This window comes from Bradyrhizobium sp. SZCCHNR1051 (assembly GCF_032489615.1).
Taxonomy (GTDB): domain Bacteria; phylum Pseudomonadota; class Alphaproteobacteria; order Rhizobiales; family Xanthobacteraceae; genus Bradyrhizobium.
The window spans coordinates 108817-132255 of sequence record NZ_JAUEYJ010000004.1 but is presented as its reverse complement, the minus strand read 5'-3'; the positions used below and the strand labels follow the sequence as shown (position 1 = coordinate 132255).

Below are 23439 nucleotides of genomic sequence, written 5' to 3'. Positions count from 1 at the left end.
AGCACACGCTGGTTCGTCGCGTTGCGGGCGAATCGGCCGCACGCGGCGAGATCGCGCATGGATTAACGCAGTTGATATCGCCTAGTCTCGGAAGAGATTAGTAAACGCCGCTTCAGGGCTCGGAGCTGCCACATGCACGACCCCGTTGACCAGCCGAGTGATTCGGTAAGTTCCGCTTCTCCTTGCGCGCGCGATCAGCGCAGCGCGTCGGAACACCTCGCCGCGGTTCCCGTGATCCAACTCGACCACGCGCCCGCAATCGATCCCGCGCCCAATGTCGATCAGGCTGCACAAAGCCTTGGCGCTCTCGGTCGGAAACGGTCCGATAGCGCGCATCTTGTCACACCGACCATGTGGCGCTGAGAAGGATTCGTTCTCGGCGGCCATCGGACAGGCGATGTCCGGCGACGAGTTCCTGAAGAACACCTTCGCCAACAACGCATTCGAGAAATTTGAGATCGCCGCCTACACGTCGCTGCTCTCGCTGTGCCGTGCCGCCGGCGTCGAGGAGGCCCGTGCGCCGCTCGAACAGTCGCTGCAGGAGGAGGAACGGAGAGCAGAGTGGGTCGACTCCGATGTCGAGAAGGTCACGCTGGAATTCGTTCGCCACGAAGAGCGTCAGACGGCGTGACCTGGCGGTATCTCGGTCGGGATAGGGAACCGTCAGCGCGATGACAACCTCCGGTATCATCCGGATACCCACGAATCTCCTGATCTAGTAAGTAAAACCTAGCCCTTCTTGGGGCGTTTCCTCCCTGGACTTGGGCCGCCTGCACCTTGTGTGTCGGCGGCCTCTTTCTTTCAGGGGGCGGGTCAGATGCTGGCTCCGCAACCGGAGCCATGGGCGGTCGGTCCAGTCGCGCTCCTGGAAGCCGGCTTGAGCGGCCTTCGGCAATATTTCACCGCGATCGCGCGCGACCTGAGCTTCACCGTCGCGCGTGCTGCCAGCGCAGCAGCCGGCTCTCGGCCGCGCCCATCGCGAGCGCGGTCATATAGCCGATGATTCCGAGCAGCATCACGCCGGCAAACAGATCCGCCGAGCGGAACGAGCGCGCCGACAGCAGCACCCATTGGCCGAGGCCGTCGAGACCGGCGAGCATCTCGCAGACGACGGCGAGGATCAGCGCGACCGTGAGGCTCAGCCGCATGCCGGCGAGGATGTCGGGTGCGGCCGATGGCAGCGCGATCTTGAAGATCACGGCGAGCCGCGACATGTGCAGCACCCGCGCGACTTCATAGAGTCGCGGCTCGCCCGCGGCGAAGCCGTGGATCGTCCCGAGCAGCAGCGGCCACAGCGAGCCGAACGCGATCACGAACAGCGCCATGCCCTGGCTCAGTCCAAGAAAGGCGATGGCGACGGGAATGATCGCCGAGACCGGCAGCGGCCGCAGCAGCTCCAGCGTCGGCGCGACGTAGATGCGCATCGTCTTCGAGGAGCCGATCATGGCGCCGAGCGCGATGCCGGCGGCGGAGGCGAGCAGCCAGCCATAGGCCATATGCGTGAGGGTGCCCGTGAGCTTGGTCAGGAGATCGCCGCTGGTGAAGCCGCGCAGCAGCGCCGCCCAGGCGCGGTCGGGACTGGGAAGAAACACCGGTGATATCAGGCGCTGATCGGCGGCGAACTGCCACAGCACGATGATGCCGGCGGCGACGGCGAAGCTGGCGAGGCGCCAGGCGATGTCAGACCATTTCATGCCTGCTCTCCCATGGCAGCCGCACGTCCGAACAAGCTCCGCTGTGCAGCCATCAGCACGGTGTTGAGGGCGAAACCCGTGACGCCGATCCAGACGAGATAAGCGAGCATCAGGTCCGGCCGCAGCGCCTGCTGCGCTGTCATGATGCCGGCCCCGAGGCCGAGCGGATTGATGGCGATCTCGACCGTGACGGCGACGATCAGCGCGATGCCGGCGGCGAGGCGGAACGCAAGGAAGATGCGGGGCAGGGCGGCGGGGATGACGATCTTCCTGATGCGATCGCGCTGCGTCAGCCGCAGCACGCGCGCCACCTCGAGCAGCCGCGGCTCGATGCCGCCCACCGCGGCACGCGTCACGATCAGCACCGGCCAGACGCAGGCAAAGGCGACGATCGCGATCTCCATGCGATAGCCAAAGCCGAGCGCGATCAGCGCGATCGGCAGCAGCGCCACTGAAGGAATGGGCCTGATCGCCTCGATCGTGACCTCCATCAACCGGTTGAAGATATGCGACAGGCCGAGCGCGATGCCCAGCACGAGGCCGATGGTGCCGCCGAGCGCGAGGCCGGCGAACACCGAGGCGAGCGTGTCGCGCGTCGCGGCCAGCAGCGAGCCGTCGGTCAGCGCGTCCAGCAAGGCGATCGCGATCGCGCTCGGCGGCGCCAGCGAGTCGCTCTGCACGCCGGCGAGCCGCATCCAGGCCTCGAACACGAGCAGCGCCGCGAACGGCAGCAGGGCGGGCTTGATGCGATCCGGCATCGTCATTCGCTCGCCTTGATGAAGTCGAACAGCTCGCGCCGCAGCCGCAGGAACTCCGGATGCTCGCGCGTCGCCAACTGGTCGCGCGGCCGCGGCAGGTCGATCTGCATCGTGAGGCCGACGCGGCCGGGATGCGGCAGCAGGCCGACCACGCGGTCGCCGAGATAGATCGCTTCCTCCAGATCATGCGTGACGAACACGACGGTGGCGCCGGTCGCCGCCACCAGCGCCAGCATCTCGTCCTGCAGCCCCTGTCGCGTCATCGCGTCCAGCGCGCCGAACGGCTCATCCATCAGCAGCACCTTTGGATCCTGCGCGAGACAGCGCGCGATCTGCAGCCGCTGCTGCATGCCGCCGGACATCTCCGTCGGATATTTGGCCGCATGGCCGGCCAGCCCGACCTTGGCCAGCAGTTCGGCGATGCGCGTCTCGCGCTTGATGGCGGGCATGCCGATCGTCTCCAGGGCCAGCGAGATGTTCCCGGCGGCGGTGCGCCAGGGCAGCAGCGCCTTGCCATAATCCTGGAACACGACCGCGATCTCGCGCCGCGGCGCGCGCATCGCCTCGCCCTCGAAACGCACCGTGCCGCCGCTCGGCTGATAGAGGCCGGCGGCGAGCCGCAGCGCCGTGGTCTTGCCGCAGCCGGAGGCGCCGACCACGCACAGGATCTCGCCAGTCGCGACCTCCAGGCTGATCGTGTCGATGATCGTCTTGCCGCCGAGCACCAGCGCGACATCGTCGAAGGCGATCTGCGCGCGCACAGGCGAGGGAGATGATTGCACCAATGCGAGGGCAGGCTCTGCCATCTCAGGATCCCTTCGGATGCGGATAGACGATATCGACGGTCGAGCGCAGATGTGCCTCAAGCCGCGCTTGGGCCGCGGCGGCATTGCGCGCGAGCACGAGGTCGGCGAGCGTCTCGTGCTCTTTGATGAAGCCGCTGCCATCCTCGAAGCTACGCATCATGACGCGGCGGTAGCGATAGGCCTGGTCGTAGAGATCCGAATGAGCGGCGAGCAGGCGCCGTGATCCGCAGGCCCCCAGCAGCGCGGTGTGAAACGCCTTGTGCAAGCGATCGAACTCCGGAGCGCCTTCGCGGAACTCGCTCTGCATGCGCTGGATGTAGCGGCGCATCTGATGGAGCGCGGCGACGATGCCGGCCTCCCATTGGTCGTCGCCGCTCTGCATCGCCAGCCGCAGCGCCTCTTTTTCCACGACAGTGCGCATGCGCGTGATGTCAACGAGATCGTCGCGGCTGACCTCGGCCACGCGAAAGCCGCGCTGGCCGATGCCGACGATCAGGCCGCGCGACACCAGCCGGGACAGCCCTTCCCGGACCGGCGTCGGCCCGATCTCGTAGCGCTTGGCAAGCTCGACGATCCCAAGCCGCGAGCCGGGGGCGAGGACGCCGGCGACGATGTCGCGCTCGATCAGCGCGGCGGCGCGCTCGCTGAGCGTGTCGCTGCTCGGCGGCTCGGTCTGCGGGATCGGGTGTGGTGCCGTCATCAGTCGAGGATCAGCTTCTTGAGATCGAGCTTGCTCTGCAGCATCTTCTGCGCGGACATCACGTCGATCCACCAACCAAGCTGCTCGGGTTTCAGGACCGGCTCGGCGTAGTTGGGCGTCGTCAGCTTGACCAGCTCTAGCGGCTGTTTGGTGAACTTGGCGATCGCGGCCGAGGCCTTCTCCCGGTCGCTGTTGACGACCGGCGCCGCCTCGGCGATGGCCGCGCGGAATTTCCTGACGGTCTCCGGGTTCTTCTCCGCCCATTCGCGCGAGGCCGCATAGAAGATGATCGGCTCGGTGCGGGCGAGCTCGGCCGCGTAGTGCGCGCCCACCGTGCCGAGATTGGCATTGGTCATGCGCATCACGAAAGGCTCCGCCGTCAGCACCGCATCGACGCCACCCGACTTGATGGTGTCGGCCATGGTCGGGAACGTCACCTCGACGAAGTTGACGCTCTTCGGATCGACGCCCTTCTCGACCAGCCATTTCACGAACAGCACTTGCAGGAACGCGCCGATGCCGGGGGCGCCGACCTTCTTGCCCTTGAAGTCCTGCGGGCCGTTCATGGTGACGCCGTTGCGCACGAAGGCGGCGATCGCGTCGTTCGAGGTCTTGGTCATGATCGAGGCGCCGGAGACGGCGACCAGGTCGAGACCGCCATCGGCCGCCTGGAGGAACACCGTCGAGGTCGGCCCGCCGATCTGGATCGAGTTGGAGAGGATGGCCGCGGGGATGTTCGAGTTGATCCCGATCAGCACCATCTCGGCGTCCAGGCCGTGCTTCCTGAAGATGCCTTCGTCGACCGCGACCATCGCCGAGGCGCAGTCCGAGGTGGCGGTGCAGCCGATCTGGATCTTCTCGGCGCGTGTCGCAGATGTGAGCGCAAGCGTGGCCAGCACCGATCCGAGCGCAGCACTGATGATCCGATGACGCATCCTTGACTCCTCCCGCGGGCGTCCCTCTCTCGGACGCCTCTTGTTTATCGATATTTTCTATGTTTGTATATTTTCAGATAGAACACAAGGGGAGGCCAGCGTGAAACTTGCGACATTTCGAGCGGAAGGCGGGGAGCGGATCGGCGTCGTCCATGGCGGCGATTCCAAGCTTTTCGACCTCACCGCGGCCGCCGATCGCGCTGGCAAGAGCAATCCGGCGTTCGGCTCGATGCTGTCGTTGATCGATGCCGGCGAAGCCGCGCTCGACGCAGCACGCGCGCTGGTCGAGCGCCATGGCAGCGACGAAAGCCTCTCGCGCGACGTCGGCGGCACCGAGCTGCTGGCCCCGGTGCCGGAGCCGCGGCAGATGCGCGACGGCATGTCGTTTCCGCTGCACATCCTGCAGGCGCCGCGCGGCCAGCGAAAGCTCGCGGCGCGGCAGCGCGGCGACGCGGAGGAGCTCGCGCGCATCGATGCCGAGCCGCTCGGCGAACTGCCCGAGGTCTATCGCAAGGTCCCGATCTTCTACATCACCAACCGCTTCAGCGTGCGCGGCCCCAACACGACGGTGAAATGGCCGCGCTACAGCAAGGTGATGGACTATGAGCTGGAGTTCGGCATCATCACCAGGGGCAAGGGCAAGGATATTCCGGCCGCGAAGGCGCGCGATCACATCTTCGGCTTCACGATCTTCAACGACTTCTCCGCGCGCGACACGCAGCGCATCGAGATGGACGGCCGCCTCGGCCCCTCCAAGGGCAAGAGTTTTGACGGCGGCAACGTGATGGGGCCGTGGATCGTGACCCCCGACGAGATCGGCGATCCCTATCGCCTGAAGATGGAGGCGCGCGTCAACGGCGAGGTGCGCTCGCGTGGCGTCAGCGAGGGCATGCTGTTCCCGTTCGAGGAGCTGATCGCCTATATCAGCAAGGACGAGACTCTGATGCCGGGCGAGTTCATCGGCTCGGGCACCGTCGGCAATGGCTGTGGCCTGGAGCTCGGCTGGTATCTCGAACATGGCGACGTGATCGAGCTCGAGGTCGAGAAGATCGGCATCCTGAAGAACAAGGTCGAGCGGCAGGACGTCTGATCCTGCTGCCGACGACAACAACCAAGAACGATGACAAGAGAGGACCGCCCATGGCCCGCAGACTGATCGACATCTCCGTGCCCTTGCAGAACGACGTGTCCGCCGATCCGCCCGGCAATCATCCGACCATCACCTATATCGACCATCAGCAGGGCCTGCCGCGCATGCTGCAGTTCTTCGACGGGCTGAAAGCTGAGGATCTGCCGGACGGGCAGGGCTGGGCGGTCGAGCAGGTGAATCTTTCGACCCACAACGGCACGCATCTCGATGCGCCCTGGCACTTTCATCCGACGATGAACCGCGGCGAGCGCGCCTGGACCATCGACGAGGTGCCGCTGGAATGGTGCCTGCAGCCGGGCGTGAAGCTCGACTTCCGTCGTTTCCCGGACGGCTATGTGGTGACCGCGAGGGATGTCGAGGATGAGCTCAAGCGCATCGGCCACACGCTGTCACCGCTCGAGATCGTCGTCGTCAATACCTCGGCCGGCGCGCGCTTCGGCCAGGCCAACTATGTCAATTCCGGCTGCGGCATGGGCTATGAGGCGACCATGTATCTGCTCGAGCGCGGCGTGCGCCTGACCGGCACCGACGGCTGGAGCTGGGACGCGCCGTTCGTGTTCACCGCGCAGAGATACGCCGAGACCCACGATGCCGCGCTGATCTGGGAAGGCCACAAGGCCGGACGCCACATCGGCTATTGCCATCTGGAGAAGCTGCACAATCTGGAGCAACTGCCGTCGACCGGCTTCATCGTGTCGTGCTTCCCGGTGAAGATCGAGCGCGCCTCGGCCGGCTGGACGCGGGCGGTGGCGATCATCGAGGGGTGAGGCGCCTAATCTCCGATTGAAGTCACGACATGGGTTCTGGCGCGTTTGATCTTCGCGTCATTCCGGGGCGGCGCGCGCCAGCGCGACGAGCCCGGAATCCATCGAGCCGCGCGACGTGCGCTGAAGGATGGATTCCGGGTTCGCGCTGCGCACGCCCCGGAATGACCGAGGAGGAGACTCGGCAAAGCCAGAGAGGGAGCTCGTCGCGCGTCGTGGTGACAGTTGCGAGCCGACCTTGACTGCAAAATCAGGCCGCTCTCTCTCATCTCGCTTTAGCAACTACACGCCAGCATGACCTCGTTCCGCCGCAGCATCGGCAGGGTCCAGGGCGGATTGTAGAACGCGAGCAGCGGCGATCCGGTGACGGTCAGCCCCTTGCGCTGCGCGTAGTCACGCAGTTGGCGAGTCTTGTCAGCGATGATGCCGTCGGAGGTGGAGCCCGAAAAGGTGATCGCGACCATGCGCTGCGCAGACTGGGCCGTCAGCTTGATCCGGGCATCGGCCGGCGGCGGGAGAGTGTCGAGCGACCAGTTCGAGGGCATCACGAAGCTGATGCTCCAGCGGTCGCTGGCGACGCCATCGGCGGGCGCGATGGTGGCGCTGGCCTGCTGCTGCACCGGCGCGGTCATGGCGATCTTCGTCTTCGCACGGTTGGCGCCGAAAATGTAGCCGGCGATGATGCGAAAGCCTTCCTCGATCGCCGGCTTGCGCGCGCCCTGCACCTCGGCCTTCGCGATGATCATCGGCGCATAGGCGCGGATTTCGAAGTTGCCATCGCGCGAAACGACGTCGTATCTGGGATGTTCGACCCGGCTCATGATCGGCCCCGCGGCGATGGCGGCGCCGGCCAGCGCGAGCACGACGATGCCGGTGAGCCAGATCAGCATGCGGCGTCTCCCCGGTGGTGTCGGCTCGGTCATGGCGGTTGCGCCGTCAGGATTGAATAACGAGGAAACGCGAGCGAAGGTCCGGCAGATCACGTGCCGGGTGCCCGCCTGCGGTCGTCCTTCGCGACGCCCGACTGTAGCGTAGCCCGGATGAGCGCAGCGATATCCGGGATCGCACGAGGCGTAGGGGCCCCCCGGATGTCGCTGCGCTCATCCGGCTACGCGCGTGCCGATGGCGGTGCGTGCCCGTCGGGCGACTCGGCCTCGGGCGCGACAAGAAGCGCCGCCCCGCAACCCCTCTCATGATCCAGATCGTGCCTGTGCCGAAAACGAAAATTCCGCAGCGCGCTCAGCGCGATCACCTCTGTCCAGATATCGGCGCAAAAATTTCCGACTTTCGTTTTATCGGAAGATATGCTTTCCTCCCTCCATCCCGCCTCATTCAGAGGGGCGTACGCGTCGTCACGATACGTTGAGGCGGGGAGCGATGGCCGCGGGTCTGTCAGGCGCTTTTGCGCAAGACGACTGTCAGCTCGCGGACGTTCAAGCCGTGTGGTCCTGGCGCCCCGATGCTGGCGCCAAGCCTGTTGCCGACCTGATGGGTTGCGCAGGTGACGGGAGCAAACAAGCCGGTCCCCGGGGAGAGCTCGGAGCAGACGTTCACCCATCGCGCAGGGAAGGCCGGGTCTGTCCGGCTGAACCTGTGGTTCCTGCCGCCTGCATTTTTTTCCGCAGGCGGGCCACGGGCCTCAGTCGAGGTCCGGCCTTCCCTGCGCCCTCGCGTTTCCGGCGAGGGTCTCGAGCATCGCTTCGGGCGCGTGTTGCGCTGCGAGAGCGACGGCGCGTGCGCGCATAGTGGCACTGGCATACTGGATATGCTTATCAGTTGAGCGGGGCGCCGATGCTGGCGCGCCACCACCAACAAATCAGCCGGCCGCAACGGCTGATCCCAGGAGGAAACCCATGGCAGACACCTCACGCCGCGATCTTCTCGTCGCCGGCAGTGCAGCCGCAGCGGCTGCGATCATGACGGACACCCACCCTGCAGCAGCGCAGGCCGGGCCGAAGCCGATCTTCGCCGTGCCGGCGACCACCATTCCGATCGCCGGCGAGCAGGGTGTGTTCCCCGTCCGCCGCATCTACTGCATCGGCCGCAACTATGCGGCGCATGCCATCGAGCGCGGCTCCGATCCGAACCGCGAGCCGCCGTTCTTCTTCCAGAAGCCGACCGACGCGATCCAGAATGTCGCGATCGGCGAGGTCGCCGATCATCCCTATCCGTCCCTGACCAAGAACTATCATCACGAGGTCGAACTGGTCGCGGCGCTGAAATCCGGCGGCACCAACATTCCCGCCGAGTCCGCGCTCGATCATGTCTATGGCTACGCGCTCGGCCTCGACATGACCCGCCGTGACCTGCAGAACGGCATGGCCGCCGAGAAGAAGCCATGGGAGATCGGCAAGAGTTTTGATCATGCCGCTGTGCTCGGCCCGATCCATCCGGTGGCGAAGGTCGGCCACTTCACCAAGGGCGCGATCTCGCTCGCGGTCAACGGCACGGTCCGGCAGAACTCCGACCTGACCAAGATGATCTGGAACGTCGCCGAGCAGATCGCGAAACTGTCCGAGGCGTTCGAGCTGAAGGCCGGCGACATCATCTATTCCGGCACGCCGGAGAATGTCGGCCCGGTCGTCAAGGGCGACGTGCTCTTGTGCAAGCTCGAGGGCCTGCCGGACATGTCGATCAAGATCGTTTGAGTGGAGGGGCTGGATCACACGTCGTGTGCAGCATGTTAACGCTGCCGATCGGAACGGAAGTCGCCGCCGCAATGCCGGTACGCTCCTTCTCCCCGCACGCGGGGAGAGGCGAGCAGCGAGCGTCGCTACGCGCGCTATCCAACAAGCGCGGCAGCCGCAGCCATCCCTCCGGATGCTGCGACTGCCGCCGTGGCGCTCGCGGCGCCGCGCCTCTCATCGCCTGCCGGACGGGAACTATCGTTGTTCCCGCGCAAACAGGCGCTGCCACCCGTTCGCAAGTTTGTGGCCCGACAAAGAGCCGCCGGGCACCGCCGCCTATCGTTGCCCTGCATCAGCCGAGCGAACGAGGGCAGCCGTGGCCATCACCATCGAGATCGATCACGCCAAGACGAGGCGCATGGCGCAGGGCCAAGGCCAAAGCAAGGGCCAGGGTCAGGCCCGCGGCCCGGCACGGTCGTTGCGCAGCGCTGGCGGCCCGGTGGTTCCGCAGGGCGTCAAGGGGCCAATCCGGCGGCTGAAATGGCTGATTCTCGTTCTGACGCTCGCCGTCTACTACATCACGCCGTTCGTGCGCTGGAACCGCGGGCCGAATGCGCCGGGCCAGGCCGTGCTGCTCGATTTCGCCCACGGAAAGCTCTACCTTGGCCCTGCCGAGATCTGGCCGCAGGATCTCTATCTCATCACCGCGGCGATGCTGCTGGCGACGTTCATCCTCGTCCTGGTCAACGCGCTGGCCGGCCGCCTGTGGTGCGGCTTCGCCTGTCCGCAGACGGTGTGGACCGACCTGTTCCTGCTGGTCGAGCGCCTCGTCGAGGGCGACCGCCGGCAGCGGCTGAAGAACGTCGGCGCGCCGCTGACGGCGCGGCGGATCGCGCAGATCGCCACCAAGCACGCGCTGTGGATGGCGATCGCGCTCGGCACCGGCGGCACCCTGATCTTCTACTTCACCGACGCGCCGGAGTTGCTGCGCGATCTCGTCCATGGCGAGATGTCGGCGACCGCGCTGACCTGGACCTTGGTGTTCGCCGGCACGACCTATGGCCTCGCCGGTTTCGCGCGCGAGCAGGTCTGCACCTTCATGTGCCCGTGGCCGCGTCTGCAGGGCGCGATCTGGGATCCGGAAGCCTTCACGGTGAACTATCGCGATTATCGCGGCGAGACCCGGATGTCGGCGAAAAAGGCCGCCGAGGCGCGATCGCAGGGGTTGCCGGCCGGCGATTGCGTCGATTGCGGCGCCTGCGTCGCGGTCTGCCCGATCGGCATCGACATCCGCCAGGGGCCGAGCTTCGCCTGCATCAATTGCGGCCTCTGCGTCGATGCCTGCGACGGCGTGATGGCCAAGCTCGACCGTCCGCGTGGCCTGATCGACTACGAGAGCTGGCGCAACATCGAGCGTGGCCGTGTCGGCGAGCCGCGTGTCTCACGGCTGGCGCGGCCGAAGACGATCGGGCTCGCGCTCGCCTGCGTCGCTGTGGCCGGCGTGATCGCTGTTTCGTTCGTCACGAAGACCACCGCTGTGCTGTCGGTGCAGCACGATCGCGATCCGATGTCGGTGCGGCTGTCGGATGGCTCGGTGCGCAACGGCTATACGGTGAAGCTGCTCAACAAGTCGTCCGCCGTGCAGAGCTTCAGGCTAGGCATCAGCGGCATCGATGCGGCGCTCGCCATCGTCGGCCATGCGGCGGCGGATGCGATCGAGGTCGAGCCGGACGGCTCGGAGGCGCTGCGGGTGACGCTGACCATGCCCGAGTCTGTGGATGCCGATGTGACCTTCCAGGCGGTCGATGCGAGCGGGCAGGTCGTGCTGACCGCGCACGACCGCTTCGTGAACCGGTAGCGGAGGGCCTACAGATAGGATTTCGGCAGCAGCATGTGGAATGCCCTTGTTGCCGTCGACCAGCTGGGTGACGCGCAGATTGCCGGCCAGCGAGCACAGCATGTAGGCCTGGTTGCGCGACAGGTTGGTGCGGGCGCAGACGTGCTCGACCATCTCGCGCACCGCCTGCTTGGCGGCGTCATCGAGATCCTCGTCGAGGCCGATCGACATCAGGTGGGTGGCGTTCTCGGCGAACGGCCAGGTGATGTCCATGTCCTTGCGCACGGTGAGGCGGAAGCTGCCGGTGACGCCGGTCTCCAGCGCGGTGATGCAGACCTCGCCTTCCGCCGTCATTGGCCGCTATGCCTCGGTGCGCTACGGGCGCTGACCGATCCTGCTTCTTCCGCTGGGATCACCGGCCGGATCGCTCCGGCCGATGATCTGCTGATTGCTGCAAGCTCAGGTCGCGAGCTGATTGCCGATCGGCAGCGCCCGCAGGCGCTTGCCGGTGGCGGCAAAGATCGCGTTGGCGAGCGCCGGCGCGAATGGCGGCACGCCCGGCTCGCCGACGCCGCTTGGCGGAGTGTCGGCATCAACGGGCACGATGTGCACGTTGGTCACCAGCGGTGCCTCGTCGATTCGGACCACCGGATGGTCGTCGAAGTTGCGCTGCTGCACCCGGCCGTTCTTGAAGCTGATCTCGCCATATTTGGCGAGACTCAGCCCCATGATCGCGGCGCCTTCGAGCTGCGAGGCGATGCGCTCGGGGTTGACGAAGGTGCCGCAGTCGATCGCGGTGTCGACCTGATGCACCACGAGCTTGCCCTTGTCGTCGACCGACACCTCCACGATGGTGGCGATGTAGCTGACGAAGCTGCGATGCGCGGCGATGCCGAGGCCGTGGCCCTTGGGCACCGAGCGGCCCCAATTGCCCTTCTCGGCCACGAACTCGACGACGCGGCGCAGCCGGCCGGTGTCGATCGGGTAGCTCTCGTAGGGCTCGCCGTAGTTCCAGAGATCCTTCACCGAGGCGAGCTTCAGGACGCGCGGAGTGCCGATCAGATCGAGCAGCATGTCCTTCTGGTCGCGTCCGGTCGCGTGCGCGATCTCGCCGACCATCGATTGCACGGCGAAGGCGCGCGGGACGTTGGAGACCGAGCGGAACCAGCCGATGCGGGTCATCGCCTTGGCGGCGGGATTCTCACATTGGATGTTGGCGATCTCGAACGGCATGTCGACGAGGCCCATGCCGAGCTCGAACGGCGCGGCATGATCGGCGCCCGCCGCGAAGGTCGACAGGATGGTCGGCGCGACGCTGCGGTGGCGCCAGGCCACCACCTTGCCGCTCTTGTCGAGCCCGGCTTCGATGCGCTCCACCGACACAGTGTGCAGGAAATCGTGATGGAGGTCGTCATCACGCGTCCACTGCACCTTGACCGGCGCGCCCAGCGTCTTCGACAGCAGGGCAGCCTCGAGCGCGAAGTCGCATTTGGACTTCCGCCCGAACCCGCCGCCGAGCAGGGTGACGTTGACGGTCACGTTCTCCGGCGGGATCTGCAGCGTCTTGGCGACATCCTCGTGCGTGCCGCCGGGGCTCTGCACAGGCGCCCAGATTTCGGCCTTGTCGCCCTTGACGTCGGCGACCGCGACCGGCGGCTCCATGCTGGCATGGGCGAAATGCGGCAGGTAGTACTCGCCGGTGATCACCTTGTCGGCCGACTTCAGCGCGGCCTCGACGTCGCCCTCCTGGCGCACGACGAGACCCGGCTGGCGTGCGGCGGCTTCGAGCTCGGCGCGATAGGCGACGGAGTCGTAAGCAGCATTGGCGCCGTCGTCCCATTCGACCTTGAGCACGTCGCGACCCTTGATTGCAGCGCCGGTGTTGCGCGCGATCACGGCGACGCCGCCAAGCGGCTGGAACTTCGACGGCCAGGGCCAGCCCTTGACCTCGATCACCTGCTCGACGCCGGGCACCTTCAGCGCCTCGGCCGGATCGAACGACTTGACCTTGCCGCCGGTGACCGGCGGCCGGGCGATAACCGCGTATTTCATGCCGGGCAGGCGGACGTCGGCTCCATAGCGCGCCTTGCCGACGGTGATGTCGTGCAGATCGACGATACTGACCTGGCCCTTGCCGAGATAACGGAAGTCCTTCGGCGACTTCAGCTGCACGGTGTCGACCGCAGGGACCGGCAGATTGGCTGCATCGGCCGCGAGCTCGCCGAAGCCGAGGCGGCGGCCGCTGGCGCTGTGCACGACCTCATGATTGACGGCTTTCACTTCGCTCGGCGGCACGCCGAGGCGCTTGGCCGCCGCGGCTTCGAGCATCGCCCGCGCCATGGCGCCGATCTGTCGCATCGGCAGCAGATAGTGCCGCGTGCTGCGCGAACCGTCGGTATCCTGGTTGCCGAACTTCACCTCGTCGCCGGGAGCCTGCACGACGCGCACGCGCGACCAGTCGGCTTCCATTTCCTCCGCCACGATCAGTGGCAGGCTGGTACGCACGCCCGTGCCCATCTCGGAGCGGTGGGCGAGGATCGACACGATGCCGTCGGGGGCGATCGAAACGAAAACCTTGGGATCGACCACGGTGCCGTGCGGCATCTTGCCGGCGCCGGTTTCATAGGCGGCAAACGCCGGGCGCGACAGCAAGGGAGCCGCGAGCACGAACCCGCCGGCGAGGCCCAGCGTCTGCAGGATGGTACGGCGCGAGACGTTCTCGACCTTGAGATGCCGCTCGAAGCCGCGGCGAGACGCGGACTTTGCGATGTCGGGATTTGCGATGATGCTCATGATCACACCCCCGTCGAGGCCAGATGGACCGCATTCTCGATGCGCTGATAGCAGCCGCAGCGGCAGATGTTGCCGGCCATCGCATCCCTGATCTGGTCATGCGACGGCTTGGGATTCTCGTTCAAGAGTGCGGCCGCCTGCATGATCTGCCCGGCCTGGCAGAAGCCGCATTGCGGCACGTTGACCTGCCGCCACGCCTTCTGCACCGGATGATCTCCGGTCGGATGCAGACCTTCGATGGTGGTGACCTCCCGTCCCGCGACATCCGACACTGCGGTGATGCAGGCGCGCGCCGCTTCCTTGTCGACTATCACGGTGCAGGCGCCGCACAGCGCCGCGCCGCACCCATATTTCGTTCCGGTCAAACCCAGCTCGTCGCGCAGATACCACAGCAGCGGCAGGCTCGGATCGCCATCCCAGCTCTGCTCCTGTCCGTTGATTTTCACCTTGATCATGTTCGCCCTCGCTCTGTCGGACCAATGGTCGCTGTTCTGATCGTTGGTGGACGCGCGCGGGACCACATGTCCTTACGTGCACGCGCCGGATCAATCGAGAGTTGTCGGAAAACGACTAGTGATAGCAGACCGGGACAGGCGTCGGTCTACACAGGCGCGTGTGTTGTCAGAGCAGACGAGCGCTGCGCGTGCAGCCCGCTGCAATGCAAATGCGGAACAATGGGCGGTGCGCCGACAACAATGGCGGCCGCCAGACCAAAACGACGACAAAAAAGAATGCCTCGCCAGCGTGGGGCAGGCGAGGCACCAAGTCTTCAGGAAGGAACGCTTCAGTTGGTACGCTTGGTACGTGGCGGCCGTCAGGCCGCCTTTGCTTTCGCCACGTGGGTGGCAATCGCATCCATCAGGGCCGGCGACAGGCAGTCATAGGGCTCGAGCCCCAGCTCCTTCAATCGCGCCCGAATCTCGCCCATCTGTTCCGGCTTCACGCCCGACTCGATCACCGAGGAGACGAAGGCCGCAAAGCCCGGCGCGGCCGAACCCTGCTCCTGGAACAGCTCGGGGTGAATGAAGTCGAGGCCGTAGAACGGGTGGCCCGTGTTCTCGATGCGGCCATACATATGCGTGCCGCAGCCGGTGCAGGCGTAACGCTGGATGACGGCGGAGGGATCGACGATCTTGAGCTTGTCGCCGTTCTCCAGCACCGTGACGTTCTGCCGCGGCACCACTGCAACGACCGAGAAGGTCGCGCCGGAGGGCTTCCAGCATTTGGTGCAGCCGCACGCGTGGTTATGCGCGACATCGCCCTTGATGCCGACCTTGACCGGCCGGTCGTGGCATTTGCAGACCAGCGTGCCGCCGGCGAAATGGCCGCTTCCTTGTTTGACGCCGTTATCGACGGACGGATGGATGTGGACAGTCATGGCGCAATCCTCCTCAGTTTTGCGTGCTTGGGGTCAGAACACGACGACGGAACGGATCGATTTGCCCTCATGCATCAGGTCGAAGCCCTTGTTGATGTCTTCGAGCTTGAGCGTGTGGGTGATCATCGGGTCGATTTCGATCTTCCCGTTCATGTACCAGTCGACGATCTTGGGAACGTCGGTGCGCCCGCGCGCGCCGCCGAACGCCGTGCCCTTCCAGACGCGTCCGGTGACGAGCTGGAACGGGCGGGTCGCGATCTCCTTGCCGGCTTCGGCGACACCGATGATGATCGATTCGCCCCAGCCGCGATGGCAGGCTTCCAGCGCCTGGCGCATCACCGTGGTATTGCCGGTGCAGTCGAAGGTGTAGTCGGCACCGCCATCCGTCAGCGCAACCAGATGCTGGACGATGTCGCCGGTCACCTTCTTCGGGTTGACGAAGTGGGTCATGCCGAAGCGGCGCCCCCATTCTTCCTTGCTGTCATTGACGTCGACGCCGACGATCTTGTCGGCGCCCGCCATCCGCGCGCCCTGGAGCACGTTGAGGCCGATGCCGCCGAGGCCGAAGACGATGACGTTCGAGCCGGGCGTGACCTTGGCCGTATTAACGACTGCGCCGACGCCCGTGGTGACGCCGCAGCCGATATAGCAGCTCTTGTCGAAGGGCGCGTCCTCGCGAATCTTCGCGACCGCGATCTCCGGCAGCACGGTGAAGTTGGAGAAGGTCGAGCAGCCCATGTAGTGGTAGATGGCCTGGCCCTTGTAGCTGAAGCGCGACGTGCCGTCGGGCATCAGGCCCTTGCCCTGCGTGGCGCGGATCGCGGTGCAGAGATTGGTCTTGCGGCTGAGGCAGCTCTTGCACTGGCGGCATTCCGGTGTGTAGAGCGGAATGACGTGGTCGCCGGGCTTGACCGAGGTCACGCCAGGGCCGACCTCGCGCACGATGCCGGCGCCCTCATGGCCGAGGATCGAGGGGAAGATGCCCTCGCTGTCGAAACCGTCGAGCGTGTAGGCATCGGTGTGGCAGATGCCGGTGGCCTTGATCTCGACCAGTACCTCGCCGGCCTTCGGCCCTTCGAGGTCGACCTCGACGATCTCCAGCGGCTTCTTGGCTTCGAAAGCGACCGCGGCGCGCGTCTTCATGTCTCAAACTCCTCTTTCATTCTCTTGAGCCCGCGACGCTGCCCAGGGAAACTGTTCAGGCGCGGTCCCCGTCGTCAGTCATTTCTTGCCCATGCAGGAGTTCTCCGCTTCCGTATAGGCTGGCGGTTTGTCCTCGTGCTTGGCCGGGCGAACGCGTCCCACCGCGTCATTGCCGCGGGCGCGCAGGTAGATGTAGAGGTCGTCCATGTAGCAGGCCACGTTCGGATTGTCGCCGAAAGCCGGCATGACGTTCTCCTGGGACGTGCTGACATTCTTGCGGCCGCTGGCGATGACACCGATGAAATCGCCGTAGCTCATGGTCTTGACCGAGTCCTTCAGCGCAGGCGCATAAGTCGATCCCATGCCGTCGGGCCCGTGGCAGACGTGGCATTCGGAATGATAGCGGCGGTATCCGGAGTAGGTGTACCAGTCGACCGATCCGTCGGCGCCCACCTTGTAGGTCGGATTGCCATCCTTATCGAAGTACTTCCCGTCTTCGGACTTGACGGCCGCAGGATCTCCCGGACTTTCCGCCCAGGCATTTTCGGCGACATTCATCCCGCCGGTTGCCAGGATCAGAGCCGTGGCGACCGCAAAACAGATTCTACGCAAGGGCGTCTTCCCTTAATTTTCTGGGGCAGGCGAACCGGCGCATGGACGAAATCCATGCGCCGGAAGCAGGTGCCTAGCTCACTGCTGCGGGAGCGAGAACACGGTGAGCGCGCCGCCCAGGGCGGTGTAGTTGCTCAGCGCTGCGTAGCCGCCGACCGCACCGAGACCGGCGGTCGGATCCGTCAGGCCCGCCGCGAGACCGATGCCGGCCCAGCCACCGACACCCGAGAGCACGGCGACATACTGCTTGCCGCCTGCCTCGTAGGTCGTGACGTTGCCGATGATGCCGGACGGAGTCTTGAACTTGTAGAGCTCCTTGCCCGTCTTGGCATCGACCGCCTTGAGGTAGCCTTCGAGCGTTCCGTAGAACACCACGCCGCCGGCCGTTGCGAGCGCACCCGACCACACCGAGAACGGCTCCTTGTTCGACCAGGCGATCTTGCCGGTCTTGCCGTCCCAAGCGATGAAGTTGCCCATATGGGTCTCACCCGCCGGCGGATACATCGACAGCGTCGCGCCGACATAGGGCTGACCTGCGGTGTAGCTCACCTTGAAGGGCTCGTAGTCCATGCAGACATGGTTGGTCGGAACGTAGAACAGCTGCGTGTCCGGCGAGTAGGCGGCCGGTTGTTCGTCCTTGGTGCCGAGCGCCGCCGGGCAGATGCCCTTGGTGTTGACGTCTTCACCCTGCTTGTCGGTCGAGTATTGATCGACAACCTTCGGACGGCCGTAGGTCGGCGAGTTCTTGTCCATGTCGACGCCGGTGGTCCAGTTCACCTTCGGGTCGAACTTTTCGGCGACGAGGAGCTCGCCGCTGGCACGGTCGAGCGTATAGCCGAGGCCGTTACGATCGAAGTGCGTGAGCAGCTTGCGCGGCTGACCGTTGATCGACTGGTCCGACAGGATCATCTCATTGACGCCGTCATAGTCCCACTCGTCGTGGGGCGTCATCTGATAGACCCATTTCGCGACGCCGGTGTCTGCGTGGCGGGCGAAGATCGTCATCGACCACTTGTTGTCGCCGGGACGCTGCTTCGGGTTCCAGGTCGAGGGATTGCCCGACCCGTAATAGACCATGTCGAGCTGCGGATCGTAGGAGATCCAGCCCCAGGTGCAGCCGCCACCGGTCTTCCACTGATCGCCTTGCCAGGTCTTCAAGCTCGAGTCCTTGCCGACCGGCTTGCCGAGCGCGGTGGTATTGGCATCGAACAGGATCTGGTCATCCGGACCTTCGGAATAGGCCTTCCAGACCTGCTTGCCGCTCTTGATGTCGTAAGCGGTCATGCTGCACTGGACGCCGAACTCGCCGCCGGACGTGCCGACCAGGACTTTGTCCTTCACCACCAGCGGCGCCGAGGTGCCGGTCTGGCCCTTGGTCGGATCGCCGTTGACGGCGGTCCAGACATGCTGGCCGGTCTTGGCGTCGATCGCCACCAGCTTGTCGTCGGCCTGATGCAGGAAGATCTTGCCGTCACCATAGGCGACGCCGCGGTTGACCGTGTCGCAGCACATCACCGGAATGACGTTCGGGTCCTGCTTGGGCTCGTACTTCCAGACGATCTTGTTGTCCTGCGCGAGATCGAGCGCATACACCTTGTTCGGGAACGGCGTATGCACATACATCAGGTTGCCGATGATGAGCGGTCCGCCTTCATGGCCGCGCAGCACGCCGGTGGAGAAGGTCCACGCGACCTGCAGCTTGCCGACGTTCTGGGCGGTGATCTGGTTGAGCTTGGAGTAACGCGTATTGGCGTAGTCTCCCGCCGGCATCACCCAGTCCTTCGGGTTGGCCGACATCTTGACCAGCTCTTCACTGGCCCATGCGCCACCCGCGGCAAGCGCCGCGACTGACGTCAGACATGTTGCGAGTAGCACTCTTCGCATCGTCTTTCCTCCCGGGTTCAACTGAGGTTCCGCATCACGCGGCCCAGTATTCGTTTTCGGCATCATTGATTATCCACTTCCCAACCGGGAAACTTGCCCAAAAGAGAAAAGAGCTTGCTCAAGAGTGAAGCGAATAGAAGTTTTTGAAGGAGATTTTGCTTTGCTGGTCCGCAACATGAGGGCCACTCTTGCTGCGCAGCATCAATTTGCAGCATCGCGGTTCCACCGAGGGTTGACGTTTCCCTTGACCTTACAGAGATGAAGGCGGAGGATCAGATAGGGCGCGTTATGGAACGAGTGCGCCGCGAAAGAGCCGCAGCCTTAAAATGGGAGCAATCTTGCTGCAGTCTCGTTCGCCGTCCTGCGGCGGACCCGTTGCGTTTCGATCATGAATCGGTGGATGAAACATGTCCGATACGATCCGCTCGCTTAATACTTCGGGCTTCTCGCCGAAGAGCCAGATCCAGCGTTGGTCAGATGCACTGACCGACCTGTGCGGACGTTTCGATGTCGATCCGCTGGAGGGGGCCTCATTCGAGGGGCGCATCAATTTCACGACGGTATCGCGCCTGAAGCTCTGCCAGATCGAGGCCAGCCAGCACCGCATTGCGCATTCCTATGCGCGTGCGCAAAAGGCGGCACATCCCTACATCAAGATCTTGTTCCAGACCTATGGAACGTCCTATTTCGAGCAGGATGGCCGCCAGATCGAGATCGGCCCCGGCGATTGCCTCGCCTACGATGTGTCGTCGCCGCACACGATCATCAGCCCCGCGTTGACGCGCCATGACGTTGTCATCGTGCCCAAGGAGCTGTTGCAGGAGCGCGGTTTCCGGTCGGAGAAGATGCCGGCATACAAGCTGTCGGCGCGGAGCGGGACCGGTCGGATTGCGCATGACGTCACCCATGCCGCGTTCGACGAGGCGACCCGGCTGTCGCCCAACTCGGCGGCCAGCGTCGCCGAGTCGCTGATCGATCTACTGCTGCTGCCGCTGCGCGAAGCCGATCGAATGCTGGACCGTGCGGGACCCGAGGCGGTCTATATCCGCGCTCAAGCCTTCATCCGCGAGCATCTGCGCGATCCCGATCTGTGCATCGATCAGATTTCGGCGGCCCTGGGTTGCACCAAGCGCTACCTTCACATGGTCTTCAGCGATCGTGGGATGACGGTCAGCGACTACATCTGGCGGGCCCGGCTTCAGCATTGCCGTCAGGAGCTGGAGACGCAGAGCGGCAAGACCATCACCGATGTCGCGTTCTCATGGGGTTTTTCGAGCTCGTCGCACTTCAGTCGCGTCTTCCGCAAATATTTCGGCGTCGTGCCATCGTCGGTTCACAAGACTGCGGCGCGCTGAGCGGTCGTGGAGCGACCGCGCTAGCGTGCGCCGCTCCGGATGATCCTCTGGAATGCATCGCCGAGAATCACCGGCTCGCGCGGCGGAAGATAGGTCAGTCCGGCGGACCGACCGAGATTCGCCAGGGCCCCGGAGCCGTCGAGCTCCGTCAATGCCTTGTCGACCGATGTGATGAGTTCGGCCGAACTGGCCAGCCCGACATAACCTCGGTTCACGCCGATCGGATAGCTGTAGCCCGACCCGCCGAGCTTGGTGTCGGGATGAGCCGCCCGATACGCATCGAAACGTCTGCTATCGAGCAGGGTCGCGTCGAACTTACCCTGTTCGAGCGCGCCGAGCAGATCGTCCCGCGCCGGAATCAAATGAGTGATGTCGTCGATCAGCCGTCCCTTGTCGAACGTCATCAGGATGGCATCCGCCAACGTGCCGCTCTCGATTGCCAGCCGCAGCCCGGCCAGATCGCCGATGTCGGTGATCGGGCGCGGTTTCGCGGAAGGTCCGAGAACGACGGTCAGTGTTGAGAACATATACGGCTTGCTCGGCATCAGCGTGCCGAGCGGAACACGGCGACGGCGATCGTCGCGCGTGGCGCCATCGAAGTCCGGCAGCTTGGCCGTCTTGACGCCCGGCGCAACCAAACCGTCCTGCGTGAACGCATAGCTGCCGAGCAACGAACAGCGTCCGTCCGATAGCAGTGCATTCGCCTCCAGCGCTGGACTGGAATCTTCGTCCAATTTGCTCTCGTACCACTGGATCTCGAGCTTCCTGCCGAGGCGATCGGCGATCGCCTGACCGAGCAGGACATCGAAGCCGCCGCCGGGCTTGCCACGATGATGGGCCGAGAGCGGCGGAAGATTTTCGTCGAGGCAGATGCGCAGCACGTCGTCAGCGGCTGAAGCCGCTGACGACACCGTCGAAATCATCAAGGCGGCCAACCAACAGCAGAGATGGCGTATCACTGCGCTCTCCGGCTCGAAACGTAGGCCCACAGCGCGGTGATCTCGTCATCGCTGAGAATGTCGCCCCAGGGCGGCATGCGGCCGTTCTTGCCCTGCTTCACCGTGGTGACGAAACGAGGCTGGTCATCGGGAAACCGGCGCAGGTCGGGCGTCACAGTGCCGGAGTTCACCATGTTGGGCCCGTGGCAGTGCGAGCACTTCTGAGCGAACGTCGTCTTGCCGAGGTCGACCTGGCTGTGTGCAGCGCTGCCATCTTGTTGTTGGGCGAGGGCGGTCGTCGATGGCACGGCCAAAGTCGCCATGACGGCGGCGAAGGCCGCCGCCGTTCTCATGAACATGGTCTGTCTCACGGGCGATCCGCACTCAATTCTTGACCGCGAAGACCCACAACGAGCCGCCTGCCGGAACGTTGGCGAGGCGCTCGTCACCGGAGAACAGCGAGTAGACGCCGCCGTAGCCGGAGGTGACAGCGACATACTGCACGCCGTCCTGCTGCCAGGTGACGGGCTGGCCCTCGATGCCGGAGCCGGTCTGGAACTGCCACAGCTTCTTGCCGCTGTCGGCGTCGAAAGCTTCGAACTCGCCGGTCAGCTTGCCCGAGAACACCACGCCGCCTGCCGTGGACAGCACGCCGGAGAAGCGCGGGATGTCGCTCGGCTGCTCCCACTTGGTCTTGCCGGTCATCGGATCGATGGCCTTGAGCTGACCGCGCGGCCCTTCCGGCCAATCCCACAGATCCGTCAGGTCCATGCCGAGGTACCACTCGCCGGCCTTGTAGGTCGCAGGCTCGGTCTTGTAGTGACCGCCGAACACGAGCGTATTGGCATAGGCCAATCCCGTTTGCGGATTGAACGACATCGGCTCCCAGTTCTTGCCGCCGAGAATCGACGGATAGACCGTGACCTTCTTGCCCTCGCGCGCATCACGCGTCACGTCGGTCTCGACCGGCTTCCCGGTCTTCAGGTCGATGCTGGAGGCCCAGTTCACCTTCACATAGGGGTTGGCCGCGAGCAGCTTCCCATTGGTGCGATCGAGCACGTAGAAGAAGCCATTGCGGTTAGCGTTCATCAGCACCTTGGTCGGCTTGCCCTCGACGTTCATATCGGCGAGCACCATCTCCGCGACCGCGTCGTAGTCGAACGGATTGTTCGGCGAGAACTGGAAGTGCCACTTCATCTTGCCGGTCTTCGGATCGAGCGCGAGCACCGAGCAGGTGTAGAGGTTGTCGCCCGGGCGCACCGCCGCGTTGAACGGTCCGGGATTACCGACGCCCCAGAACACGGTGTTCTGCTCGGGATCGTAGGAGCCGGTGATCCAGGTCGAGCCGCCGCCCAGCTTCCAGGTGTCGCCCTTCCAGGTGTCGCCGCCGGGTTCATCCGGGCTTGGGACCGTGTGTGTGCGCCACAAATGCTTGCCCGTCGCGGGATCCCAACCATCGATGAAGCCGCGGGTGCCGAACTCGGCGCCGGAGATGCCCGTCAAAACGACGCCGTCGGCGACCAGCGGCGCGACGGTCATCGAGTAGCCTTCCTTGATATCGGCGGCTTTCTGGCGCCACAGCTCCTTGCCGGTTTTGGCATCGAGCGCAATCACGTTGGCATCGAGCGTCGTCCGGAACACCTTGCCGTCGTACAGTGCGGCGCCGCGATTGATGATGCCGCAGCAGACCACGCGCGGCGTCTCGGCGGGATAGTCGATCTTGCTCTTCCAGATCTGCTTGCCGGTCTTGGCGTCGACGGCCATCGTCGCATTGTGGGTCGTGACGTAGAGCACGCCCTGATAGACCAGCGGCTGCGATTCTTCACTGCGATCATCGGCGAAACTGTAGTTCCAGACCGGGACCAGGTTCTTGGCGTTGTCCTTGTTGATCTGGGTGAGCGGGCTGAACCGCTGCAGATTGTAGCCCATGCCGTAGTTGAGGACGTTTGCCGTATCAGTTGCACCCTTGACCAACTGATCGGCGCTCTGCGCGCTTGCACCATGTGATGCAAAAATGGCGAGGCCTGCGGCCAGCGCGATCCGCTTCATTCATTTCCTCCGAGAT

Annotated in this window: 21 protein-coding genes and 1 pseudogene; 6 read left to right on the top strand and 16 right to left on the bottom strand. The window is 64.9% G+C overall.

Annotated features, from left to right (window positions below):
* Positions 1-298 precede the first annotated feature (298 nt).
* The gene (locus QW868_RS06015) at positions 299-631 is read left to right on the top strand and encodes a DUF892 family protein (protein ID WP_316230116.1); all 333 of its coding nucleotides are present in this window, start codon (positions 299-301) and stop codon (positions 629-631) included.
* Between the two features lie 295 nt (positions 632-926).
* Here the strand turns inward: QW868_RS06015 and QW868_RS06010 are convergent, their stop codons facing one another.
* The 5 genes from QW868_RS06010 to QW868_RS05990 are packed head-to-tail and all read right to left on the bottom strand — an operon-like array spanning position 927 to position 4893.
* The gene (locus QW868_RS06010) at positions 927-1694 is read right to left on the bottom strand and encodes an ABC transporter permease (protein WP_316230115.1); all 768 of its coding nucleotides are present in this window, start codon (positions 1692-1694) and stop codon (positions 927-929) included.
* Entirely contained in the window at positions 1691-2458 is a 768-nt protein-coding gene (locus QW868_RS06005; protein WP_316230114.1) for an ABC transporter permease, read from the bottom strand. The genes QW868_RS06010 and QW868_RS06005 overlap by 4 nt, the downstream gene beginning before the upstream one ends.
* Positions 2455-3258 (bottom strand): ABC transporter ATP-binding protein, encoded by an 804-nt coding sequence (locus QW868_RS06000; protein WP_316230113.1) that lies wholly within the window; start codon positions 3256-3258, stop codon positions 2455-2457. Before QW868_RS06000 ends, QW868_RS06005 begins: the two co-directional genes overlap by 4 nt.
* Position 3259: 1 nt before the next feature.
* Positions 3260-3958, bottom strand: a complete 699-nt coding sequence (locus QW868_RS05995; protein WP_316230112.1) for a GntR family transcriptional regulator — start codon at positions 3956-3958, stop codon at positions 3260-3262.
* On the bottom strand, positions 3958-4893 hold the full coding sequence (locus QW868_RS05990) for an ABC transporter substrate-binding protein (protein WP_316230111.1): 936 nt from the start codon (positions 4891-4893) through the stop codon (positions 3958-3960). Before QW868_RS05990 ends, QW868_RS05995 begins: the two co-directional genes overlap by 1 nt.
* A 100-nt stretch (positions 4894-4993) precedes the next feature.
* Between QW868_RS05990 and QW868_RS05985 the strand changes: the two genes are divergently transcribed.
* Positions 4994-5983, top strand: coding sequence for a fumarylacetoacetate hydrolase family protein (locus QW868_RS05985; RefSeq protein ID WP_315771610.1), 990 nt, complete (start codon positions 4994-4996; stop codon positions 5981-5983).
* A 50-nt stretch (positions 5984-6033) separates the two neighbouring features.
* The gene (locus QW868_RS05980) at positions 6034-6810 is read left to right on the top strand and encodes a cyclase family protein (RefSeq protein WP_316230110.1); all 777 of its coding nucleotides are present in this window, start codon (positions 6034-6036) and stop codon (positions 6808-6810) included.
* Positions 6811-7082: 272 nt separating this feature from the next.
* Here the strand turns inward: QW868_RS05980 and QW868_RS05975 are convergent, their stop codons facing one another.
* Positions 7083-7697, bottom strand: a complete 615-nt coding sequence (locus tag QW868_RS05975) for a heme-binding protein (protein WP_315778588.1) — start codon at positions 7695-7697, stop codon at positions 7083-7085.
* A gap of 963 nt (positions 7698-8660) precedes the next feature.
* Between QW868_RS05975 and QW868_RS05970 the strand changes: the two genes are divergently transcribed.
* Both QW868_RS05970 and ccoG read left to right on the top strand, forming a co-directional pair.
* Positions 8661-9455: a fumarylacetoacetate hydrolase family protein gene (locus tag QW868_RS05970; protein ID WP_315741259.1), complete on the top strand. Its 795-nt coding sequence runs from the start codon at positions 8661-8663 to the stop codon at positions 9453-9455.
* Positions 9456-9810: 355 nt separating this feature from the next.
* A complete protein-coding gene (gene ccoG, locus QW868_RS05965; RefSeq protein ID WP_316230109.1) occupies positions 9811-11292 on the top strand; it encodes a cytochrome c oxidase accessory protein CcoG in 1482 nt (493 codons plus the stop codon).
* An 8-nt stretch (positions 11293-11300) separates the two neighbouring features.
* Here the strand turns inward: ccoG and QW868_RS05960 are convergent.
* The 7 genes and pseudogenes from QW868_RS05960 to xoxF5 all read right to left on the bottom strand — a co-directional run.
* Positions 11301-11616, bottom strand: a pseudogene (locus QW868_RS05960) (amidase); the annotation flags it as partial.
* 114 nt (positions 11617-11730) lie between these two features.
* Positions 11731-14064: a xanthine dehydrogenase family protein molybdopterin-binding subunit gene (locus tag QW868_RS05955; protein WP_316230108.1), complete on the bottom strand. Its 2334-nt coding sequence runs from the start codon at positions 14062-14064 to the stop codon at positions 11731-11733.
* Positions 14065-14066: 2 nt separating this feature from the next.
* Positions 14067-14519, bottom strand: coding sequence for a (2Fe-2S)-binding protein (locus QW868_RS05950; RefSeq protein ID WP_315741262.1), 453 nt, complete (start codon positions 14517-14519; stop codon positions 14067-14069).
* A gap of 359 nt (positions 14520-14878) precedes the next feature.
* A complete protein-coding gene (gene gfa, locus QW868_RS05945; RefSeq protein WP_315713222.1) occupies positions 14879-15442 on the bottom strand; it encodes an S-(hydroxymethyl)glutathione synthase in 564 nt (187 codons plus the stop codon).
* Between the two features lie 33 nt (positions 15443-15475).
* Complete coding sequence (locus tag QW868_RS05940; protein WP_315756267.1) at positions 15476-16585, bottom strand: S-(hydroxymethyl)glutathione dehydrogenase/class III alcohol dehydrogenase; 1110 nt, start codon at positions 16583-16585, stop codon at positions 15476-15478.
* Positions 16586-16663: 78 nt separating this feature from the next.
* Complete coding sequence (locus QW868_RS05935) at positions 16664-17143, bottom strand: c-type cytochrome, methanol metabolism-related (RefSeq protein WP_315741285.1); 480 nt, start codon at positions 17141-17143, stop codon at positions 16664-16666.
* Positions 17144-17275: 132 nt separating this feature from the next.
* Positions 17276-19081: a lanthanide-dependent methanol dehydrogenase XoxF5 gene (gene xoxF5, locus QW868_RS05930; protein ID WP_315741264.1), complete on the bottom strand. Its 1806-nt coding sequence runs from the start codon at positions 19079-19081 to the stop codon at positions 17276-17278.
* A 407-nt stretch (positions 19082-19488) separates the two neighbouring features.
* Between xoxF5 and QW868_RS05925 the strand changes: the two genes are divergently transcribed.
* Complete coding sequence (locus QW868_RS05925; RefSeq protein WP_315741265.1) at positions 19489-20436, top strand: helix-turn-helix domain-containing protein; 948 nt, start codon at positions 19489-19491, stop codon at positions 20434-20436.
* Between the two features lie 20 nt (positions 20437-20456).
* Here QW868_RS05925 and QW868_RS05920 read toward each other — a convergent pair whose 3' ends face one another.
* The 3 genes from QW868_RS05920 to QW868_RS05910 are packed head-to-tail and all read right to left on the bottom strand — an operon-like array spanning position 20457 to position 23423.
* Positions 20457-21359 (bottom strand): transporter substrate-binding domain-containing protein, encoded by a 903-nt coding sequence (locus QW868_RS05920; RefSeq protein WP_315771716.1) that lies wholly within the window; start codon positions 21357-21359, stop codon positions 20457-20459.
* A 32-nt stretch (positions 21360-21391) separates the two neighbouring features.
* Positions 21392-21733, bottom strand: coding sequence for a cytochrome c (locus tag QW868_RS05915; protein WP_315771598.1), 342 nt, complete (start codon positions 21731-21733; stop codon positions 21392-21394).
* 25 nt (positions 21734-21758) lie between these two features.
* A complete protein-coding gene (locus tag QW868_RS05910) occupies positions 21759-23423 on the bottom strand; it encodes a methanol/ethanol family PQQ-dependent dehydrogenase (RefSeq protein ID WP_315741267.1) in 1665 nt (554 codons plus the stop codon).
* Between the last annotated feature and the right edge of the window lie 16 nt (positions 23424-23439).

Coding starts and splice junctions, on each gene's coding strand:
- QW868_RS06010 (WP_316230115.1), bottom strand. CDS start 1,694: ATGAAATGGTCTGACATCGCCTGGCGCCTCGCCAGCTTCGCCGTCGCC.
- QW868_RS06005 (WP_316230114.1), bottom strand. CDS start 2,458: ATGACGATGCCGGATCGCATCAAGCCCGCCCTGCTGCCGTTCGCGGCG.
- QW868_RS06000 (WP_316230113.1), bottom strand. CDS start 3,258: ATGGCAGAGCCTGCCCTCGCATTGGTGCAATCATCTCCCTCGCCTGTG.
- QW868_RS05995 (WP_316230112.1), bottom strand. CDS start 3,958: ATGACGGCACCACACCCGATCCCGCAGACCGAGCCGCCGAGCAGCGAC.
- QW868_RS05990 (WP_316230111.1), bottom strand. CDS start 4,893: ATGCGTCATCGGATCATCAGTGCTGCGCTCGGATCGGTGCTGGCCACG.
- QW868_RS05980 (WP_316230110.1), top strand. CDS start 6,034: ATGGCCCGCAGACTGATCGACATCTCCGTGCCCTTGCAGAACGACGTG.
- QW868_RS05975 (WP_315778588.1), bottom strand. CDS start 7,697: ATGCTGATCTGGCTCACCGGCATCGTCGTGCTCGCGCTGGCCGGCGCC.
- QW868_RS05970 (WP_315741259.1), top strand. CDS start 8,661: ATGGCAGACACCTCACGCCGCGATCTTCTCGTCGCCGGCAGTGCAGCC.
- QW868_RS05955 (WP_316230108.1), bottom strand. CDS start 14,064: ATGAGCATCATCGCAAATCCCGACATCGCAAAGTCCGCGTCTCGCCGC.
- QW868_RS05950 (WP_315741262.1), bottom strand. CDS start 14,519: ATGATCAAGGTGAAAATCAACGGACAGGAGCAGAGCTGGGATGGCGAT.
- gfa (WP_315713222.1), bottom strand. CDS start 15,442: ATGACTGTCCACATCCATCCGTCCGTCGATAACGGCGTCAAACAAGGA.
- QW868_RS05940 (WP_315756267.1), bottom strand. CDS start 16,585: ATGAAGACGCGCGCCGCGGTCGCTTTCGAAGCCAAGAAGCCGCTGGAG.
- QW868_RS05935 (WP_315741285.1), bottom strand. CDS start 17,143: ATGAATGTCGCCGAAAATGCCTGGGCGGAAAGTCCGGGAGATCCTGCG.
- xoxF5 (WP_315741264.1), bottom strand. CDS start 19,081: ATGCGAAGAGTGCTACTCGCAACATGTCTGACGTCAGTCGCGGCGCTT.
- QW868_RS05925 (WP_315741265.1), top strand. CDS start 19,489: ATGTCCGATACGATCCGCTCGCTTAATACTTCGGGCTTCTCGCCGAAG.
- QW868_RS05920 (WP_315771716.1), bottom strand. CDS start 21,359: ATGATTTCGACGGTGTCGTCAGCGGCTTCAGCCGCTGACGACGTGCTG.
- QW868_RS05915 (WP_315771598.1), bottom strand. CDS start 21,733: ATGTTCATGAGAACGGCGGCGGCCTTCGCCGCCGTCATGGCGACTTTG.
- QW868_RS05910 (WP_315741267.1), bottom strand. CDS start 23,423: ATGAAGCGGATCGCGCTGGCCGCAGGCCTCGCCATTTTTGCATCACAT.